This window comes from Terriglobia bacterium (assembly GCA_020073085.1).
GTDB lineage: Bacteria > Acidobacteriota > Terriglobia > JAIQFV01 > JAIQFV01 > JAIQFV01.
On record JAIQFV010000006.1, the window covers coordinates 225895 to 246245 of the forward strand.

Below are 20351 nucleotides of genomic sequence, written 5' to 3' on the forward strand. Positions count from 1 at the left end.
GGATAACATGCGAGACAGACTCGAACGTTTGCAGAACTGGCTGAAGGAGACCCATTCGACCGGGTTCGAGCTGAGCCGCTTCTTTCTTCTCCACTCTCTGGACGGGGATTTCGTATCCGCACCCGGGCAGTGGCGACCGGTCACGGCGGGAGTGATTGCCATCCTCCTGTCCTCCTGCCTTGTTTTCGCGCAGGTGTTCAGCGGCAAGTACATGATCCTGAACTGGCGGCCGGCCGTTGAGCCGTTTCGCCGCGCGGTTCTCGCCGACACACTGTTCCTGATCACCCTGGCGATGTTCGTCATCGGGCTCTTTACGTCGTTCCAGTGGGCGTCGTTGTTTCCGGGGCTTCGCGATTATCTGGCCCTGGCATCCCTTCCGGTCCGCCTGCGGGAGATGTTCGTGGCCAAGTTCACGGCCCTGCTGGCCTTCGCGGGATTGTTCATTCTGGCCATCACGCTCCCTCTGAGCGTGATGCTGCCTACCGCCATGTCCGGCCGTCACGCAACCACCCCTTATGGCGTGGAGGTCGGGGCGATCCTGGTCTCTACCTCCCTGGCGTCGTTGTTCATGTTTTTCTCGCTCGTCGCGGTGCAGGGGGTGCTGCTGAATGTCATCCCGATCCGCCAGTTCACGGGCGTTTCATTGGCGGTGCAGGCTTTTCTGCTCACAGTGCTGATGTGCTCGCTCCCGTTCGTGTTTTCGATTCCAGGGATGGATCGATTCATGGACCAGCGGCCGGGCTGGGCCGTATGGGTTCCGCCCCTCTGGTTTCTGGGATTACACCAGACGATGGTCGGCGCATTTGAACCCTTTGCGAACCGGCTGGCCGCGTTGAGCCTGGCCGGTGTCGGTGCATCCGCGGTGGCCGTCATGCTGACCTACACGTGGAGCTACCGCCGGCACAAGATGCGATTGATGGAGTCGGCGGGCACAGGAGCAGCGACCGTGCGGCGGGGCTGGCTTACGGTTCTCGGCGGGTGGGTCATTCCGGATTCCCGCAAGCTGGCTGTGTTCTCTTTTATTCGAAAAACCCTGAGTCGTAACCGGCAGCACCGTCTCGTCCTGACGGCGTTTGCCGGGCTGGCGGTCGCGGTGATCTTTGAGAGCTTCATCAGCCTCGCGCTCAGCCGCGGATTTCGAGGGTTCTCGGCGCCTTCACCGGGGCTGCGCCTGGCCGCTATCTCGGCGCCCCTCGCCCTATCGTTGTTCATGCTGGCAGGCTTCCGTTACCTCTTCCGGTTGCCGGTGGAACTCCGCGCCAACTGGGCGTTCCGCGTCAATGAGGAGGGGATTCGGCCCGCCTTCCTGGGGGGAGTGGAATGGTTTCTTCTTTGCGGCGCGGTGCTCCCCGTGGCAGGTCTCACGCTGCCTCTGGAAGTGTACATCCTTGGCGCCCGCGCCGGGTTCAGCGCGGCGCTCCTGTGCCTGCTTCCCTCACTGGCGCTGATGGAGCTGCTCCTCATGCAGATCAAGAGAATTCCTTTTACCTCTTCCTATCTGCCCGGTCAGCGACCTGTGATTCAGACGGTTGTGCTTTACTGCGTGGCCTTGTTCCTCTATGTGTCGGTTCTCGGTGGCATTGTCGCCTGGTGTCTTGAGAGGAGCATGCTGACCCTGGGGATGCTGGCAGGGCTGTTCGCGGTGTGGATGCTCGCTCGAAGGGTCCGACGGGAATTCGGGGAAGGGGGCCAGATCGATTTCGAAGAATTGCCCGAACCCGTCGTTATGGCGTTGGACCTCGATCGGGACTAGCTGGGTCGCTGGTTGGTGCCGCAAGGACTTCACGAACCTTGTTGAGGAGCGACTTCTGGGTGAACGGCTTTTGGAGAAGGGACACTCCAGGCCGGAGCACACCGTGATGCGAGATGGCATCTTCGGTGTATCCGGAGATATAAAGCACTTTCATCTCCGGTCGTCTCGGACGGAGCTTTTCGGCGAGCAATGGACCGCCCATCCCGGGCATGACCACATCCGAAAGTAGAAGAGGGATGGGGCCCCGATGCTGTTCGACGAGCTTGAGCGCCTCTTCCGGATCCCCCGCTTCGAGCACTGCGTAACCGTGGCCTTCCAGAATCTCGCGTAACAATTTGCGGAGCGGAGAAGCGTCCTCCACTACCAGGATGGTCTCGGATCCGCCGGGCACCTTCTCCTGCTGTGAGTCCCGGCTTGAGTCGGAATTCACTCCTCCCTCTAACTCGCGGGGGAGGTAGATTCGGAAGGTTGTCCCGATGCCCAGCCGGCTCTGGACCCAGATGTAACCATTACTCTGTTTGACAATGCCGTAGACGGTGGCCAGTCCCAACCCCGTCCCCTTGCCTTCCGCCTTGGTGGTAAAAAAGGGTTCGAAAAGGTGAGACTGAACTTCTGTGTCCATCCCGACTCCGGTATCGGACAATCCCATCATGACATAGAGGCCTTTGACTGCACCCGGATTGGCGCTGACGAAGTCTTCACCGAGTTCGACGTTAGCGGTCTCCAGGGTGAGGGTCCCGCCATTTGGCATGGCGTCACGGGCATTGACGGCCAGATTCATAATAATCTGTTCGACCTGCCCTAGATCGGCCTTGGTTTGCGCAAGTTTTGAATCGAGCCTTGTGTCGAGCTGTATGTGTTCGCCAATCAAGCGGCGAAGCATCTTGTTCATGTCCTCCACCACCTTGTTCAAACTCAAAACGACCGGTTGCAACATCTGTTTGCGGCTGAAGGCGAGGAGCTGCCGGGTCAGCGCCGCCGCCCGATCTCCCGCCTTCCTTATCTCGGTAATATGAGTGTACATCGGGATGGTGGGGTCCACCTGTTGAGACAGCAGTTCACTATATCCGATGATCACTCCCAGGAGATTATTGAAGTCATGGGCGATGCCACCCGCGAGCCGGCCGACCGCCTCCATTTTCTGGGCTTGCCGAAGCCGATCGGTGAGTTGCTTGGACTCTGTCAGGTCCGCATAAATGCCAAAATTTGCGATTTGTCCCTCCGTGGCCGTGAGGGTGACTCCAAAGAGATGGACCGGAACTCGACCACCATCCTTTCGTTGCCGGACCGTTTCCATTTCAACGGCGATCCCGTTCAGGTTCTTCGTGGAGATATTGTCGGCCTCGGCGCGCAAATCGGGAGGCACGATGACCGCATTGATGAATTTTCCGTGAATTTCATCGATGGAGAAAGCAAACGTCTTTTCGAAAGCCCGGTTGATTCGCAGGATCCTGTCCTGCTCGTCCAACATGACAATTCCCACCGGGGCGTTTTCAAACAGAGACTGAAACCGGGTCTTTTGAAGGAGCAGTTCCTCGTCTGACCGCTTCCGCTCGATTGCCAGGGCAATCTGGTTTCCCACCGACGTCAGGAATTCCAGGTCCCTCTGGGTGTAGGCCTTGGGATCGGAGTAATGTTGGACGACCAGGACGCCGATCGTTTCCTTGAGGGTCCTGAGGGGAACCCCCACCCAGACGGACGGAAGGGTCTCGACGCTTCCGACCTGACCTTCCTGAATCAGTTTCTGGAAGACCTGCTCCGTCATCAGTATCGGTCGGCCGGTCCGGAACACATACGCCGTTCTGCTCCGGCCCACCTCGGCGGGCCCGCGGCGCGCAACGTACTGGTCCACAAAGTAGGGGAATTCAATGTGCCCCTTTTCCTTGTTGTAGAGCGCGATATGAAAATTGTCCGCGTAAACCACTTTTCGCAGCGAATGATGAATGCGACGGAGCAACTCGTCCAGGTTCGCGGTCTGATTGATCCCCTCACTGATTTCAAAGATGACTTCTCGCTCTTGTTCCGTCCGCACCTGGTCGGAGACATCGGTGATGAATCCTTCCACCGCCAGCAACTCGCCGTGTTCGGAGTAGACCCCTCGGCCATGTTCCCACACCCACTTGGTCTGGTCTTGTGCCGTCCGGATGCGATACGGAAGCTTGTAGGGAGTTTTCTCTCGCAGAGCGACCTGGATGTCACTCCGGCGTCGATTCTGGTCCTCATCGTTGATGACATTATTAAAGCCGAATTGAGGGTTTTGAATGAGGTCCAGGGGGGTGTAGCCGGTCAAATCCAGACAGCCGTCGCTGATGAATTCCATGGACCCGGCGTGATCGTTCTTGCTCCGGAACGCGATGCCGGGAAGATTTGAGATCAACGTGGAAAGACGGCGCTCGCTTTCGCGGAGTGCTTTCTCGGTCCGCTTGCGCTCCGTGACATCGCGGGCAATCCCCAGAACCAGTTCCTGTCCTTGGATCTTAATGGGGAACGTCCTCATCTCCGCGATGACTTGAGTCCCGTCCTTCCGGGTCAGAGTGAGTTCCTCAGGTCCGAAAGACATTCCCTGGGCGCTCGTCTTCAAGCCCAGGAGAGCCGTTCCGATTTGCTCCGGTGAGAGCAGATTCAAGGTCAAGAAATTCTTTCCGATGAGCTCTTCTCTGGGGTAGCCGATCAGGGATTCCGCCGCTCTGTTCCCGCCCACGAAATTCCCTTGCAGATCGTGCAGATAATAGGCGTCGGGCGCGAATTCAAAGAGGATTCCCAGGCGTTCCTCCGAATTCATGAGTTCCTCTTGGGCCCGCTTGCGCTCCGTGATGTCACGGGCGACCGTGCAAGCCCCTACGATGGTGCCCGCTGGATCTTTGATCGGCGAAATCGAGAGCGAGAGGAAGATCCGGCGGCCGTCCTTCCTCACCCGCTCGGTCTCGAAATGGTCGATCCTTTCTCCGCGTCGAAGGGTCGCCATGATCTCCGGAAACTCGTTAGTATGGTCGGGCGGAAGCAGGTTCGAAATGGGTTGGCCAATAATCTCCGGGGAGGAGTAGCCATAAATGCGTTCTGCCCCCTTGTTCCAGCTTTGAATGGTCCCCTCCATATCCTTGCTGATGATGGCATCATCGGAGGATTCCACGATTGAACTGAGCAAGAGCGCAGTGTCATTTAAGATCGCATGTCCTGTAATATCAACCACTTTGCTGGTCATCGGCACCTCTCCCCCAGGTCAATCCCCTTCATCCTGCAATAAAATCTTTCCAAAAAGTTCTCTTAGGACCGTATCTATCCTGGCCCCGAGGGCCACGGGAAAAAAAGCACAATGCGAATCCAATTCCTCGAAAGCCCCCCTTCCATCTTCTACGTAGGGAAGCAGCGGCCGAAGGCAAGAAGCATCCGCGGGGATCCTTTGATCCGGATCTTTCTTCGCACCAGCGCCCAGACAAGATTCCGCTCTTTGGCCAGAAAGCCCAGCCAGGTGCGGCTGTCCGCCGAGAGATGAAGATCCGCCCTCCCCTGATGACCGTCTTGCACGTGGAGGGACTTGTTGCGAATGACGACGGTCGCCCGGCGGTGCTCCTCCCCAAAGAAGGTGAAGTGAAAAGTGGCGTTCAATCCCTCCGCCTGATGTCGCTGAAACGTGTTGGGCAGGTTAGCCAGGAAGGCCTCAATCGAGAGGACGCGCAGCCCGTTGTGGACGCGCTTCACCTTTTTATGCGGGAAGTGACGGGCCACATACGTCTCCGCGTCGGAGCGGGGCACCACATAAACCGTTTCCGTTTTGTCTTGCAGGGGCCTGACGACCTCTTTGAGGAATTCCTGCCGTTGTTGGAGAAACGGACCGATGACGTCTTCCCCCGCAGGGCAGACGGCCATGCAGTAGGCGGATTTATAGTTGGCTCCAAACGAGAGGCTCTGCCACATCGAGGCCGATTCCGATTCGGTCACCCTCTGGCGATAGTCCCGGACTCCCTTGCTCTCCACGACCGTCTCTACCCAGTCGGTGAAGCCGCTCATGAACTCCCGGTAGTTGTGGGTATAGCAGGCCGAGAAGTCGAAGTGGCCGTCGGCGCCGATGGCGCCGACCGGACAGGCCGCGACGCACAACTTGCATTCCAGGCAGGGATTGTAGTCAAGGGGATGGTCATAAACGGTCACTTCCGCGTCGATGAGAATTGTGTCCAACAGGACAAAACTCCCGAACCTCGGATGAATGACATTGCGGTGGATTCCCATACGTCCGAGCCCCGCCGCCACCGCCACAGGCTTGTGGGAGATGACCCAGGTTTTCCCGCCGGGGAAGCGTTCCATCTCCATGGGAAAACCAGCCGAGGGATTCATGGCCCGGATCCCGCGCTGCTCCAGGGCGGCGACAATTTGGCGCGCTGCATGATTCAGCTGATCCGTGGTCTGGTGAAATTCTTCGTTGGAGACGGACCGGGCCGTGTTGCGGATGTTCTCTCGGTTCATTCGGCACACCAGGCTGACCAGGGTTTTCGCGTGGGGAAAGACGGCCTGGATCGCGCGGCGTTGGTCGGCCAGTTCCGCCCGCTCGATCTCGACAAAGCCGACATCGCCGGCCCCCGCCTCAAGACAGAGCTGGCGAAGCCATGCCGAATCCACCACGGAGGGGGGCGTCCGGGCGGCGTGGGCCTGCCCCTGCTCGTAAAAGTGTTGGACCGTGGGATGTTCATTGAGGGAAGTCATGAATTCTCCTTTCGTTGTATATACAACTATGATCTCCAAAAAAAATCAGCCCTGCTCTCTCAGGCCTCCCCGCCTCAAGGCAGCGGCCGTTCGGTCGAGCACGGACCAACCCTGCTCACCCAACAGCGCCCTGGCCCGTTGCTGAGCTTCGCGCCACGCGGGGATGGCCTTTTCCAGAAATCTTGCACCCGCGGTCGTGACCTGGAGCAAACTGGTCCGTCCGTCCTCGCCGGCGCTCCTTTTCAGCCAGCCCTGAAGGCGCATTCGCTCGACATCGCGGCTGAGCGTGGATTTTTCCAGGTGCAGGACCCGGCAGATGTCCCGGGGTCGGGCCTGACCCAGGCAGGACGCCGCCACCAGGATGTTCATCTGGCTGACGGTCAGGCCGTGCGGCCGCAGGGCCTGGTTGTAAAGCCTCGTCACGGCCCGGGTGAGCAGACGCAACCGGACGGCGATGCATTCCTCGGCGATCTGCTTGACCTGGAGGGAGGGAGATTCCGTTTTGTGAGTCATGGTGTTTGAGATGAATCCGTTTAATTGTATATACAACTATCGGTCTCTGTCAAGTAAAAAAATTGATCCGTCGCGCAAGCGGCGAAAGCTGGAATTGCCGCTCCCGGGTGGCGATGCACAATGGAGGAAGAAAGGGTGCCGCCCACACCCACGGAGGACAAGGCCGGCCGGGGTCAACGGATTGAATGTCGAACGGGTTCGGAAAGTCCCGCAAAGGCCGCAGCTCACGGATCGAGGTACTTCACGAAGACCACTTCATTCTGGGTTTCGTTGTAGAGCAACTCATCGGCGATGGCCTTGACCGTCAACAGACCAAAGCCCCCGGGACGCACACCCATCTGCGCCCGGGTCTCTATATGCTCCCAGGGGCGGTCGGGGGCATTCTCCAAGGCGGCGCGTTTCAGGCCTTCGAAGCGAAAACCCGTCCCGGGGTCTGCGATCCGATACAAGACCATCCGGCGGGCGCGCAAGTAGGAGATGCGTACCTTCTGGTTGGGATCCAGTTTCCCCCCCCATTCGACGGCATTGGTGAGCAGTTCCCGAAACGCCATGCCGATGCGCTCGCGGATGTCATCCGGCAAGTCGGCCCTCAGTTGGTCCATGAAACCCGTAATACGGTTTGCCACTTCCAGGTCACAGGGCACCAGCAGCTCGACCCAGTTCGGTCGGGCCGACAAAACCTCGATGGGAGGGGAAGTCGGCTTGGCGGCCAGAGAATCCTTGACCAAATCGACCAGGGCCTTCGGGTCGATGGGTTTGGTGATGTAGTGGTAAGCCTGCTCGCGGACCGCTCGCAGCAAGGTCTCCGGCGTGTTATCCGATGTCATGACCAGGACTCTGGGTCTTCTGGCCTGCTCGCGAAGCGAGGCGAGCAGTTCCAGACCATTCAAGCGGGGCATCCAGATGTCGGTCAGGAGCAGGTCGAAGTCTTTCTCGCGCAGTTGCTTTAAGGCAAGCGCACCGTTCGCCGCGGTGGCAACTGAAAACCCGGCACTCTTCAGCACGCCCCGCAACAAAAGGCGCGTGGTCCGATCGTCCTCGGCGATGAGAACGGTTTTCATGATCTTCTCCGGCGGGGGTTTTGATGATGATCCTGCTTGGGGGTCCTGGAGCCTCGCCGAAGGGTTGACCTCGCGCGCCCGAGCGCTTCTTCGAAGCGATCGACGGCTTTCACCAGGTCCGGGTAGAGCACCCGGGCTTCCTCCCAGTCGCCCCGTCGCGCAGCCAGCTCCAGCTTCGTGGCGCGATCGACGATCTCCCCGACTCCGAAGTTTGCAGCAGACCCTTTCAGGGCATGCGCCGTGCTCGCCAGGGCCCGCTGATCTCCACGATCGAAGGCTCTCTTCATTTCCGAGAGCATCTTCGGGCAATCCCCCAGGAACGATTGAATCAGGACGCGAAGGAGTTTAGCGTCCCCTCCCAGCCGGGCGAGCATGAGGGACGCACTGAAGCTGCCCGAAGGCTTGGTCTCTTCCTGGTCCGGCGCCGCGTGGGCGGAACGGCCTAATTTTTCGATGGTCTCATAGAGAACGGCGGGATCAATGGGTTTGGAGACGTAGGCGTTCATCCCCGCCTCAAGGCATCGGTCGCGGTCGCCTTTCATGGCATGGGCCGTCATGGCGACGATGGGGACGTGCGCCCCGGACGGCTTCCCGCGGATCGCCTTGGTCGCTTCGATTCCATCCATTTCCGGCATTTCCACATCCATCAGAACAACGTCAAACGTCTGCCTATCCAGGGCGGCCAGCGCCTCCCGCCCGTTCGCGGCCACGACGACTTGGTGGCCCCGCTTTTCCAGCAAGCGGAGCGCGAGTTCCCGGTTCACGGAATTATCTTCCGCCACGAGGAGGCGCAGGGGATGGGCGAGCGAGGCTGGCTTTCGCCCGTCCGCGGTGCCCGCGCGAGTCCTTTTAAGCGAGGGCGCGCCCAACGTGGTAACAATCGTGTTCCACAGCTCGGACTGTTTGACGGGCTTGTTTAGATAGGCGCTGACCCCCAATCGCTCACACCGTTCCATGTCGGCTCCCACTCCCGTGGAGGTGAGCAGAATTAACCGCGCATCACGGAAGCGGGGACTTTGCTTAATTTTCGCGGCGACTTCAAATCCATCCATCCCGGGCATGTGGGCATCAAGCAGCACAAGCCGGATGGGTTGGTCTGAGTTCCGGGCGTGCTCCATCGCCGCCAGGGCGTCCCGGCCATTCTGCGCCACCACAGGTCGCATGTGCCAGTTCCGGAGCATTTCCTCGAGGATCTGCCGGTTCGTGGCGTTGTCATCCACGACGAGCACGGGCATATCGCGGACATCGATGGGCGGAACCGGGACGGACTCGTCGGCGGCTTCCTGGGGCCGTCCAAACTGCGCCGTGAAACGGAAGGTGCTGCCGCGTCCCACCTCACTTTCCAACCCCATGCGGCCGCCCATCAGCTCCACCAGTTGTGTGGAGATGGCCAGCCCGAGCCCCGTGCCCCCATACTTTCGGGTGGTTGACGTGTCAGCCTGCGCGAACGGCTCGAAAATTTCCTTCTGCTTTTCCGGGGAGATCCCTATCCCGGTGTCAGAGACCGCAAAACGCAGCGAAACTTCTCCCGGCGTCTCCCACACGACTCCCACGTCGAGGACCACCTCCCCCTTCTCGGTGAACTTGAGCGCATTGCCCGCCAGATTAACGATGATCCGGCGGAGGCGATCCGGGTCACCGATCAGCCTTTCCGGAACATGAGGAGAGATGTGACAGGCAAGCTCGAGTTGTTTTTGCTGGGCACGGAGGGCCAGGACTTTCAATGTGTCTCCGACCACCTCCCGAAGGCCAAACTCCACCCGGTCCAACTCAAACTTCCTGGCTTCGATTTTCGAGAAATCGAGGATATCGTTGATCAGCGTGAGCAGGGAGTGTGCGGATTCCTTGACCCGCGTCAGGTACTCCCGCTGCTCGGCGGAGAGAAGCGTGCCCATCGCCAACTCGGTCATTCCAAGGATCGCGTTCATCGGGGTGCGGATCTCGTGGCTCATGTTGGCCAGGAATTCACTCTTGGCCCTCGTCGCTTCCTCCGCCTGTTGCTTGGCGGCTCCGAGTTCCCGGACAAGTTGAGCCAGTCGCTTTGCATTTTCCTCCTGGAGTTCCTGGGCAGCCTCGAGGTGATGGGCATATTGTTTCAGCTCCTCTTCTGCCTGGCACCGCTCCGTGAACTGGCCCACCTGGCTGCCGATGGAGCCGAACATCCTGAGCAGGTCGTCATCCGGCCGTTGGATCTCTTTACTGAAAAACTCCAGGACGCCGATGATTCTGTCGCCGGCGCGGATAGGAAATCCGAAGGCGGCATGCAGGTTTTCTTGAGCGGCGGTGATGGCGCGCGGAAAATTATCATCCTGCACGACGTCTTGAATCCAGGCGGACTGACCACTGGCCCAGACACGCCCTGGAAGGCCGACTCCCGGCGGGAAAGTGGTTTCGCCCGTGACCTGCTTGAATCGTGCCGCATCCAAGCGCGCGACATGCCAGATATCCACACAACGCAGCACATTCGCTTTCCCGTCCACCCGCCAGATCGCTCCCATGGCCCACCCCAGGCTCTCGCAAACGGCCTTCAGGATCTGGGGCGTGGCAGAGCTCAAGGAGGCGGATTCCGCCAGAATGCGCGTCACGGCGTACCCCGCCGCGAGCCTTTGTTCGGCCCGCTTGCGGTCTGTAATGTCGCGGGCGACGGCATAGATCAGGCCTTGTTCCATAACCGGGGTGGCACTCCAGAGAAGCCATTTATAGGACCCGTCCTTGCAGAGAAAGCGATTCTCAAAGGAGACCGTCTGCGTGCCGCTCGCCAGCTTCCGTGCTTCCTCAATCGTGGCACCGCGGTCGTCCGGATGGATGAATTCGAAATAGGGCTTTGAAAGGAGCTCTGAGAGGGTGTGCCCCAACAGCTTTTCACAGGCAGGGTTCAGGCGCTTCAGGTAACCATCGAAACCTGAAATGCACAGCAAGTCGAGGGACAGCGTGAAAAGGTGTTCCAGCTCCTTCTCGGTCTGGAGGGAGGAGAAGTGCTGTTCCTCGCCGGCTAATGGCGGTGCTGTCATAAACGCCCGCGTCTCGCAGTAGGTTTGGCTCGGTCTTTTTCCGGTGGCCGTCATTTTATCACAGCGCTGGCCTGTCCAGAGGGGAATCCTTCAGACCGGGGGAGCGGTCGGCCCGAAATCAGAATCACAGCCCCAGGACTCGAAGATCGGCGTGGCTAACATGAAGGCCCCCGTGGGACTTCGCCGGCATAAGAACAACTTGTGCGAGAGGTTCCTGTGGCATGGCCCGGGTATGCTGACGGGCCAATGGATCGAGGCCGTTTGGCCTTATGGGCAGGTGAAATTGCGGTTTGCGAAAAAAAGTGCCCTGCTCCACCGATAGGAGATCAGGGCGCTTCGTCATGGGGCTTCACTCGGCGCGAATATCCGGAGATTGCTTATTCGCCAGCCGGGAGTCGACCATATTACAACTTGGGCAGCAACAGGGGATTCCACTTCCCATCGACGTTAAAACTGCTTCGGGCGGTCGCCGCTTCTTCTCTGCCATTCTCTTGAGCTCGCTTGGAGTCGACGTGAGAGTCCACGCTCATGCTCGCGGTGGCCCCACCGAAGGCGCCTCTGCGTGCGATCACGGCGGTGCCAATGGCTGCATCACTGCCGGTCGATCCGGTGAGTATGAGATTTCCGACAAAGCCCGTCGCAGTGGCCAGGGTGACCGGACAGAGTTCGCTCACCATCTGTGCCGCGTGGGCGAAAGCCGCGAATGAGATCGTACCGGAGCATCGCACCACACCGGACTTGTCATACAGCTGGGCTTGCATGGTGATGCCGGAATTGTAGGGGTTGACCAGGGCATAACCGGTGTCCTCGCCCGTGGCGAAATCTCGAAGCACGGGGATCGAAATCTGATTGTAAACCCGCGTGGGGGAGACCCCCACGGTGAACAGCGGCATGCCAGTGAATTGGTTTCCGGCGTAATACGTCCAGCTCAGGTATCCGCCGAGATTGTGGCTGTTTGTCACTTCGGTCACGCGCAACCAGCCGGTCTCGAGAGTTCCCACTCCATCGGTGTCCAGTTTGCAGCTGGAGTGGGGAGGGACCTGAAAATTGAGGGTGGTTGTCGTCGACGCCGTCACAAAGCAATCGGTGAAATACTGGGTTCTCAATGCATTCATCGGGATGTTGTGATCAAAATCTTCCAGCTGCACTTCCGAAATCCTGTCTTCAGGATTGGAGACGACCAATGTCGTGACATAAGTGGAATTCCCGGAGACTCCATTGGCCACCTGGGCATACCGCAGACGCCAGTTGTATTCGGTTTGGCCCATCATCGGCAAGGCCGCCAGGAGTAGCAGGATCGCCATGATCCCGAGGCGAAGGATTAGAGTTTTGCGCAATTTCATTTAATGCCTCCAGTGAGAGGGTTAAGGACTCGGTTCATTTTGCAGCCGCGGGACAACTAAGACCGCCTCCAAGATGCAAGGGATGGGAACCATTCTTACTGCTCAAGTTCAGTTGGTGTCGGCCCACAGCCTCAGAACTCTCAATAAATCCCCCCAATTGTCATGTCGGCGTGTTACAGAAGTTTGTCGCTGTAATCCTTGATGCCCGCCGCACCGGAGCCGATTTGCATCCACTGGTTCCCTCAAGGAACCATTGGCGTGATGTCAAAGATCACCCAACCTTTCCACCGGGCGCAGGTCTGTTTCCGGTCCACTTTGCAGTGAGAAGATTTTAGATAACACTCGGAAGGCCAGTCGCGTCTTTGAACAGGTGAGATACCGGCCGGCACATTGGGCCATTATTTTTTTCCAAAAGGATGGGTGGATCATGGAAGAGAACCAGCGAAGGTCGAGAAAATTTGGGGCCCGCGTTGTCAGCGTTATATTGCTGTACCTCCTCTTGGCGGGCCCGACGCTGTCTTTTGCTTATCACGAGTGGTTTCGGGGCCTTGACCTGGAGTCCGCTTTGGGGCAAGCAAGCCTCGTGATGGTGGGGCGCGTGGCGCATGTAAGCGAAACCAAAATTATCATGGGAGGGAAGGGCGAGCGCTCCCTCCTCCAATTCAAATTCGAACCGGTGCGGGTGCTCAAAGGCGTGTTCTCGCGGAAGTCCCTTTCCCTGACGAGCGACGACCTCGGAGTCCAGCGGTTTGGGGACGCCTCGCCCATCGAGGCCGGCCAGTTGCGTTTGTTGATGTTGGGGCGCTCGATGCAGGGTTTTGCCATCGTGCACGACTCCCCCAGCCTCGAGCAGGCGATCCCATTGTTGCAAGATCAAAACGACGGGTTGCTCGGGACTGTCAGGATATTGCTTGCCGTCAACGCCACCACCGACCGTGCCTCGAAAGACGCCTTATTGCTCGAGGGATTGCGGACTCAAAAAGGCGCACCGGCTATTCCGCTGCTGGTCGCCTTGAAGCGCCGCTCGCTGCTGGCTGCACAGACCCCGGGCACGATCGCGGCTGTGGCGCCTCACTTGAACGACTCTTCCCCCGCCGTGCGCGAGGCGGCGGCGAACACCCTCCACGATCTTTTCGAAGCTGATTATCTCGATCAACCCGTGCTCCGGGGCGACGCGGTCAATGCCCTGGCCGTATCGCTTGAGAAGTCCGATGCGGATGTTGCAGCCCGAGTCGCGGCATTCGAGGCAATGGGCACCGCAGGACCCGGCGCGCTGGAGAACCGGTCGGCCCGGGCACAGTTCGATCTCAACCGGCCTCTCACCTTTGCAGAGCAAGGCGCACGGCTCCGTGCCATGGGTCAGCTTAAGATGGGCGGCCAGGAAGCCGCGGTGATGGCCCTGCTCAGGCAAATGCCCCTGGATGCTCCCCCGGCAGTTCAATACGGGGCGGAATGGACAATGGCACGGTTGAAGCCGAGCGAAGGGATCCGAGAAATCGTCCTCAGGATCGAGAGGAAGTTCGAGTCGGGGCTCCCCGTCGTCACGGACTTGGATGTTCTGAGTGACCTGCCATCCGCCGACGCCACTCCGGCCCTACTTGAGGTCTCGAAACTCCCGCTGGACCATGCGGAGCAAAATGAGTTTGCCTCTGCCTGCCGAAAGATAGCCGACGGGCGATTAGTCGCGCCCCTGGCGCGTCTGCTCGTCCCGAACCAGTGGGATATCTGGTGGCAGGCGTCCGAAGCGCTGATCAGGATCGATACCGACGAGGCCGCCAAGGCGTTTGAGCCGCATCTGGGTCAGGAAACGAACCTGTTGCGGAAATTGGAAATGGCCGAATTCTTGGGTCGGCACGGAATTCGCGACGGCTATCCTTACGCCCTCGAACACATGTCTGAGCCGGATCTGCGTGAGCAAGCCGTTTCCGCCCTGGGCGCGATACGCGAGCCTCGAGCGGTGGGAGAACTCCGCAGAATCCTTGAAACCAGCAACGATGTGGCTTGGAACATCGCGGCCGTGCGGGCCCTGGGAAGGCTCGGTACAGTCGATTTGACGCCGCGACTGCTGGAACTGGCGCGAAACGAGAAGAGCCCGCTCGCCCCTTCAGCGCTCATTGCCCTCGGGGACCTTCACGAACCCCGGGTCCTCGAACTCGTCCGGGCAGGCTTGTCCTCGCGGAATATGGAAGTGTTGACAGCCAGTGCCCGAGCGGCCGGCAACCTCGCGGCATTACCCGGCGTCAGCGCCGAGGACATTCGCGATCAGCTTGCCTCACTGCTTGCTGATCCGGGCGCTCCCCAGGAGGCGCGCATCGCCGCCCTTGATTCGCTTGAGGCGTTAAATGATCGGCGTCTCGATGGCGCGCTGGCTCGAGCGGTGCGCGATGCGGGACTCGAGGAAAGCAGCCTCCTCCTCAAAATCGAAAAGTTACTGCGGGAACGAAAGGTAAAACTGATGCCTTAACTTGGATTCCGTCGATCTTCTGCCCCCACCCTCGCTCCGTCCCGCAAAGAGCGCGGGACGGACCTTCCTGCCAAGGCGGATCTTCGGCAGGTGTGGTTACACTCGGGCAGCCCTCTGGGCCGAATCGTAGTCTCCGCCTCCCTGGGCCGGATCGCACTCTCCACCTCCCCGGGCCAAGTCAAACTCTCCACGTCCTTGGTGGAGCAGTTCCATCCAACCTTCTTCCCACCACAATCTCCTTCCCAGAACACGCCTCGGCGCCGGGATTTAAAGTCAGAAATCCCTTGCCCCCGCCAATCCGGTTGTTGTAGTCTCCCTCCAGTTTGCGAGCCTCCACAAGCCCGTTCGCGCGGGAGAGCGGGAGACTTCGCGCACGAGGAGGCATTGAGAAACTCAGCCCATTCCATTCAAGCACTACTCATTATTCTTTAGGATTAGGACAATCAGATTCGTGGGTACAATCCCATCCTCAACCGCGACGTTCGCGGGTCAGCAACAGTCGGAGGACATTCCACTTTGTCTTTCCATGCCTCTGGCGGGGCCGGAATCCCATAGCGCCCCACATCGTCGTTGAGTTCAAGCTGAAGTTTGACCGGGAGATTTTATGTCAGTGTTTGTACCTTTGCTCCAGACCCGCTGAAATGAGGTAGCAAGATGGTTTCAGAGAGATCCCGCATCGAATCCGGCAGCCGACGGTCCTTACTCCTGTTGGGTAATGTGATTCTGATGTTTTCGATGGCAACACTTTGGGGCCAGGAACCCACGGCGGCGATAACGGGAACCGTTCAGGATACATCCGGCGCAGCCGTTCCCAGGGCGTCCGTGACCCTGACGGCTGTGGGGACAGGAAAGACGCGGGCGCTGGTCACCGATGAAAGGGGCAACTACTCGGCACTCTCGATCCCGGTCGGCAGGTATGAAGTCAGGGTTGAAAAAGCCGGGTTCAAGGCTTTCGTGAGAACGGGCGTCACGCTCGAGGTGGCCAACCAAACCATCGTCGATGTGCGGCTCGAAGTGGGCGATGTGCAACAGACGATGACGGTGACGGGAGAGGCGCCGCTTGTCAACACGACCGTAGCGGCGACGAGTGGCCTTGTAGGAGAACGCCAGGTAAAGGATCTGCCCCTCAACGGCCGTAGCTTCGATCAGCTGCTGACCCTCAACACGGGGACGAGCAATTACACGAATAATTATCATTCCGGGGTGCAGGGGAATGCCTTTTCTGTGGCGGGGAGGCGGCCCGAAGAGAATCGCTTCCTGATGAACGGAGTTGACTACATCGGGACGGACGACAGCGGCCAGATCGTTTTGCCAAGCGGCGCCAGCGGACTCTTGCTGGGGGTGGATGCCGTGCTGGAGTTCAATGTGCTTCAGGACTCTTACGGAGCCCAATATGGGAAGCGGGCCGGCGGTCAGGTCACCATCGTCACCTCTTCGGGGACCAACCAGCTGCACGGAGATGTCTTCGAGTTTTTCCGCAACAGCGCCCTGGACGCCCGGAATTTCTTTGATCACTCAGTCGGGCCATCCCCGTTTAAGCGAAATCAATTTGGAGGAGCCCTGGGAGGGCCGATCAAGAAAGATAAACTCTTCCTGTTCGGAAACTACGAAGGCTTTCGTCAGCGGCTTGGGCTCAGCAACGTCGCGGTGGTGCCGGATGCGAATGCACGGCAAGGACTCTTGCCGATCGGGCCGGGCGGCGCCGAGGTCCCGGTGCCCGGGTTGCAGCCGAAAATGTTGCCGTTCTTTGCCTATTGGCCGACTCCGAATGGTCCCACGCTGGGCGGCGGATTGGCGCTGAACTTCAGCAATCCCCCTCAGCGGATTCGGGAGGACTTTGGCCTGACGAGACTTGATTACTCGATGTCGGCGAACGATTCACTTTCGGCCAGCTATACCCTTGACGATGGTGAAAATGACACGCCACAGGCCGATCCTGTTTTTTTGACCTCAACGATCCAGCGCACGCAATTGCTGAGCGTTCAGGAGACCCATGTGTTCTCCCCGACGATTTTGAACACGACGACCTTTGGGTTCTCCCGGGCTTTCGCCCTTTCTCAGACGCCGACCAACGTCCCCATCCCACCGTCCTTGTGGTTGATCAGTGCGACTGCCCCGGGCGCTATCAGCATCGGCGGCGGCGTCGTGAGCACGGTGGCGGCCGCCGTGACATCGCCCGCCGGTACCCGCACCACCCGAAATGCGCGAAACCTCTTTACCGGTTCCGACGACGTCCACTTCACCCGGGGGGGACATTCCATCAGTGCAGGCGTCTGGATTCAACGGGTGCAGCAGAACCTGAGTGGCGCGCACCTGGCCCTGAGCGGTTCGGTCAGCTACCCTTCCTTGACGGCATTTCTGCAGGATAAGCCCACTTCGTTTGTCGCGACGCCGAATCCAACCCCATTGGGTCACCGCTCGACGGAAGCGGCCGGGTACATCGAAGATGACATCAAGCTCAAACCGAATTTGACAATTCGTATCGGTTTGCGGGATGAGATGACGACAGGGTGGAATGAGGTTTCAGGGCGAGCTGCCAACTACCTCTTCGACACTCAAGGGATGATCCTGACGGATCCCCTCGTGGGTGACTCTATTTTTACTCAGAACCATGCCCACGCCCTGTGGCAGCCGCGGCTTGGCGTCGCCTGGGATCCGACGGGCACAGGAAGGTGGTCCGTTCGGGCCGGCTTCGGCATTTATAACGATCTTCAAGACAGTCTGGCACACCGGATCAGCGCCAATCCGCCATTCAATGCGCGCATGTCCATCTCGAACACCCCGATGCTGTCCATTATCCCGATCCCCGGGGGGACGCAACCGCCTCCCAGCTGCAATGCGCAGCTCCAGGCAGCCAAGACCCCATGCTCGATCTTCTCCCCCGGCGGGGTCGATCCTGAAATGCGGACTCCCACCGTTCAGGAGTGGAGCTTGACCCTCGAGCGGGAGATCACCCGCAATCTCAAATTTCTCGTTGGGTATGTAGGTTCCGAGGCGTACCACACGTCGCTCAGCATCGATCGCAATGTCGCGCCGCCGCAGATCTGCTCCGCCCCTGCGGGTTGCGCGAGCGGGGGAGTCGGTTCGGCGGTGGCGACGGTGCCGCAGGGAACACTGTACATGCCGCCCGGAATGCGACCCAACCCGTTCGTCGCAAATACCTTCTCGTGGCTCTTTCAGGGTACCAGCAACTACCATGCGCTGAATGTCTCGGTCGTGAAGCGTGCCTCCTCCGGGCTGAGCTTCAAAGTCAATTATACTTTTTCAAAGATCATGGACCTGAATTCCGCAATCACCAATTCCAGCGGCCAGAATGAGCCCCAATCGATTCTCAACCCCTTCAATTTCGCGCTCAACCGGGGAGTGTCGGCATACAGCTTGAAACACCAGTTCAACACGCATTTTACGTATGAATTGCCCATTGGACGGGGCCGTTCGTTGGGGGGAAACGCCAGCCGTTTTGTGGAGGAACTGATTGGCGGCTGGCAGTGGAATGGAATCATTACGGCTCAAAGCGGGTTTCCGTTCACGCCCCAGGTGGGGGCGAATGTCTCCGGCACGGGGGACACCTTCAATCCCGATGTGCCGAACTGGAATCCTGCCTTCAGCGGTCCGGTGATTCCGGGTACCCCAGACCACTGGTTCGATCCTCGTGCTTTCACGCGTCCGCTTCCGGGGACCTTTGGCAACGTGGCGCGGGGGTCTCTCATCGGCCCGGGCCTGTTCACCATCGATACTTCTCTGTTCAAGGAGTTCAGCATGGGCGAGAAGTTGACGCTGCAGTTTCGGGCAGAGACCTTCAATCTCTTGAATCATGCCAACTTCGGGATCCCGAGTCAGGTCGTGTTTTCGGGCACGAACATCGCCAATTCCGCCGGCGTGGTCACCTCCACGGCGACAACCTCTCGTCAAATGCAGTTGGCCCTGAAACTCATCTTCTGAGACTGCCTCCAGTTTTGGACGCGGATGAGATCGTGGGCCCCGGCGTGGCTCGTTCTTTTCCCCTTTGCTTGAATTACGAGCCACGGGGTTGGACGATCATTGGGTTTGTACCACCCTTCATTCCAAGACCCAGTCGCTCATTTCCAGCCCAGCGTTTCTTTGATCTCCTTCATGTCGAAAGCCCTCAGCGTCATGGCTGCAAGCGTGTAGATCACAAACCCTCCAAGAATCCGCGCCGAAATGCCCGTGCCTTTAGACCAGTACAGATAGGCCGCCATAATTAGGCTGGCCAGAATGGGCTTCCAGAGGTGTCCCAGCAGCGGAAGGGCTGTCACCTTCCGGGCCACACCCTCATAAGTCAGGAGAAGCAACAACAGCTCTGAGATCACCGTGGCCACGGCCGAACCGACATAACTGTAACGGGGAATCAGGACGCAATTGAGCGTCACATTCACAAGGACCGCCGCCAGCGAAACCCAAAGGTTATAGTTTTGCAGTCCGTGGGACAGCAGGGTGACTCGGTATAGAACGCGACTCGACGACAGCGGAATAATCCATATGAGGATGGCGAGTGCGACCGCACCTCCCGAGAAACGGGACCCGTACACCAGCCGGATGAGGGGACGGGAGACCATCGCACCCCCGACGGCCAGGGGCACCGCGAGCAACAGGGTATACTTCTGCGTCCTGGTCGAGATGTGCTGCAGCATGGAAGGATTGCCCCTGCAGCGTGAAACCGCCGGCAATAGATTCCGGTTGTAGAGAAAAACGAAGGAAGAAAAGAAACCGATGAACTTGTAAGCTGCGCTGTACTGGCCAACGTCAGAGGCCGGTTTGAGAAAGCCGAGCAGGACCATGTCGAAGTTGATCATGATCAGCGTGAACACACTTGAGAGTCCCATCGGCAAAGAGCTCTTCAGGATCTTGGACCAGGCGTGGATCTCGAAAGTGAAACGAAGGGGCCCGATCTCCCTGCGGAATAGGAAAATAAGATACAGAGTGGACACGAACTCGCCGGTGATCTGGAAGACCGGGATCCAAAGATACTGAGTGGGCTGATTCAACAACGACAGCACCAACGTGGAAAAGATCAACTGGCCCAGGACATTGGCGGCCGCGACGTATTTCATCTTTTCGACCGCTTGGAAGGCCCACTGCAAGGAAAACGCCGAGGAAATGAGAGTCAACCCATAAAGCAGCATGAGCGCTTTGACCGACATCGGTTTGGTGAGCAGGGAAACGGTGAGGAGGAGGGCGGTGGCCGCCAAGAGGCTGGAAACTAGCCGGAGGCCAAGAATGTTTGCGGTGTGGGCGGACGCCAGGGAACGATCGCGAGCCACCTCCTGGATCCCATACACATCAAGCCCCTGGTTGACGATCAGACCGAAATAAAGCGTGAAGGCGACCGCAAAGGCGATGTCACCGAAGAGTTCGGTGCCCACGACCCGGGCCATATGCGCGAAGGCCAAAAACGCCAGGGCCTTCGCGGCCAGATCGCCAGTCGCCAGAACGGTGAAATTAAGCAGAAAGCTTCGGGCTTGCCCCATGCTGTGTGTCTTTGTTCAA

11 protein-coding genes are annotated in these 20351 nt (G+C 59.1%); 4 read left to right on the forward strand and 7 right to left on the reverse strand.

The window, feature by feature from the left end; all coding sequences use genetic code 11:
• Positions 1-7: 7 nt before the first annotated feature.
• Complete coding sequence (locus LAO21_08535) at positions 8-1753, forward strand: hypothetical protein (GenBank protein ID MBZ5552750.1); 1746 nt, start codon at positions 8-10, stop codon at positions 1751-1753.
• Here LAO21_08535 and LAO21_08540 read toward each other — a convergent pair.
• From LAO21_08540 to LAO21_08560, 5 genes are all read right to left on the reverse strand, one after another.
• On the reverse strand, positions 1725-4955 hold the full coding sequence (locus LAO21_08540; GenBank protein MBZ5552751.1) for a PAS domain S-box protein: 3231 nt from the start codon (positions 4953-4955) through the stop codon (positions 1725-1727). The two genes, LAO21_08535 and LAO21_08540, sit on opposite strands and share 29 nt — an antisense overlap.
• A 149-nt stretch (positions 4956-5104) precedes the next feature.
• The gene (locus LAO21_08545) at positions 5105-6451 is read right to left on the reverse strand and encodes an SCP2 sterol-binding domain-containing protein (protein MBZ5552752.1); all 1347 of its coding nucleotides are present in this window, start codon (positions 6449-6451) and stop codon (positions 5105-5107) included.
• A gap of 45 nt (positions 6452-6496) precedes the next feature.
• On the reverse strand, positions 6497-6964 hold the full coding sequence (locus LAO21_08550; protein ID MBZ5552753.1) for a MarR family winged helix-turn-helix transcriptional regulator: 468 nt from the start codon (positions 6962-6964) through the stop codon (positions 6497-6499).
• Positions 6965-7188: 224 nt separating this feature from the next.
• Positions 7189-8025: a response regulator gene (locus LAO21_08555; protein MBZ5552754.1), complete on the reverse strand. Its 837-nt coding sequence runs from the start codon at positions 8023-8025 to the stop codon at positions 7189-7191.
• Entirely contained in the window at positions 8022-11036 is a 3015-nt protein-coding gene (locus LAO21_08560) for a response regulator (protein ID MBZ5552755.1), read from the reverse strand. Before LAO21_08560 ends, LAO21_08555 begins: the two co-directional genes overlap by 4 nt.
• Positions 11037-11187: 151 nt before the next feature.
• Here LAO21_08560 and LAO21_08565 point away from each other — a divergent pair, with 151 nt between their 5' ends.
• Positions 11188-11358, forward strand: coding sequence for a hypothetical protein (locus LAO21_08565; GenBank protein ID MBZ5552756.1), 171 nt, complete (start codon positions 11188-11190; stop codon positions 11356-11358).
• A gap of 82 nt (positions 11359-11440) precedes the next feature.
• On the opposite strand, the gene LAO21_08570 is transcribed toward LAO21_08565, so the two are convergent.
• Positions 11441-12379 carry a hypothetical protein gene (locus tag LAO21_08570; protein MBZ5552757.1) on the reverse strand — a complete coding sequence of 313 codons (939 nt, stop codon included), beginning with the start codon at positions 12377-12379 and terminating at the stop codon, positions 11441-11443.
• 427 nt (positions 12380-12806) lie between these two features.
• Between LAO21_08570 and LAO21_08575 the strand changes: the two genes are divergently transcribed.
• Both LAO21_08575 and LAO21_08580 read left to right on the forward strand, forming a co-directional pair.
• Positions 12807-14843 carry a HEAT repeat domain-containing protein gene (locus tag LAO21_08575; protein MBZ5552758.1) on the forward strand — a complete coding sequence of 679 codons (2037 nt, stop codon included), beginning with the start codon at positions 12807-12809 and terminating at the stop codon, positions 14841-14843.
• Between the two features lie 654 nt (positions 14844-15497).
• Positions 15498-18785, forward strand: a complete 3288-nt coding sequence (locus LAO21_08580; protein ID MBZ5552759.1) for a carboxypeptidase regulatory-like domain-containing protein — start codon at positions 15498-15500, stop codon at positions 18783-18785.
• Positions 18786-18922: 137 nt separating this feature from the next.
• Here the strand turns inward: LAO21_08580 and LAO21_08585 are convergent, their stop codons facing one another.
• A complete protein-coding gene (locus LAO21_08585; protein ID MBZ5552760.1) occupies positions 18923-20332 on the reverse strand; it encodes a flippase in 1410 nt (469 codons plus the stop codon).
• Between the last annotated feature and the right edge of the window lie 19 nt (positions 20333-20351).

What these genes read in the sequence shown, in the direction of transcription:
- LAO21_08535 (MBZ5552750.1), top strand. Translation starts at nt 8, where the DNA reads ATGCGAGACAGACTCGAACGTTTGCAGAACTGGCTGAAGGAGACCCAT.
- LAO21_08540 (MBZ5552751.1), bottom strand. Translation starts at nt 4,955, where the DNA reads ATGACCAGCAAAGTGGTTGATATTACAGGACATGCGATCTTAAATGAC.
- LAO21_08545 (MBZ5552752.1), bottom strand. Translation starts at nt 6,451, where the DNA reads ATGACTTCCCTCAATGAACATCCCACGGTCCAACACTTTTACGAGCAG.
- LAO21_08550 (MBZ5552753.1), bottom strand. Translation starts at nt 6,964, where the DNA reads ATGACTCACAAAACGGAATCTCCCTCCCTCCAGGTCAAGCAGATCGCC.
- LAO21_08555 (MBZ5552754.1), bottom strand. Translation starts at nt 8,025, where the DNA reads ATGAAAACCGTTCTCATCGCCGAGGACGATCGGACCACGCGCCTTTTG.
- LAO21_08560 (MBZ5552755.1), bottom strand. Translation starts at nt 11,036, where the DNA reads ATGACAGCACCGCCATTAGCCGGCGAGGAACAGCACTTCTCCTCCCTC.
- LAO21_08570 (MBZ5552757.1), bottom strand. Translation starts at nt 12,379, where the DNA reads ATGAAATTGCGCAAAACTCTAATCCTTCGCCTCGGGATCATGGCGATC.
- LAO21_08575 (MBZ5552758.1), top strand. Translation starts at nt 12,807, where the DNA reads ATGGAAGAGAACCAGCGAAGGTCGAGAAAATTTGGGGCCCGCGTTGTC.
- LAO21_08580 (MBZ5552759.1), top strand. Translation starts at nt 15,498, where the DNA reads ATGGTTTCAGAGAGATCCCGCATCGAATCCGGCAGCCGACGGTCCTTA.
- LAO21_08585 (MBZ5552760.1), bottom strand. Translation starts at nt 20,332, where the DNA reads ATGGGGCAAGCCCGAAGCTTTCTGCTTAATTTCACCGTTCTGGCGACT.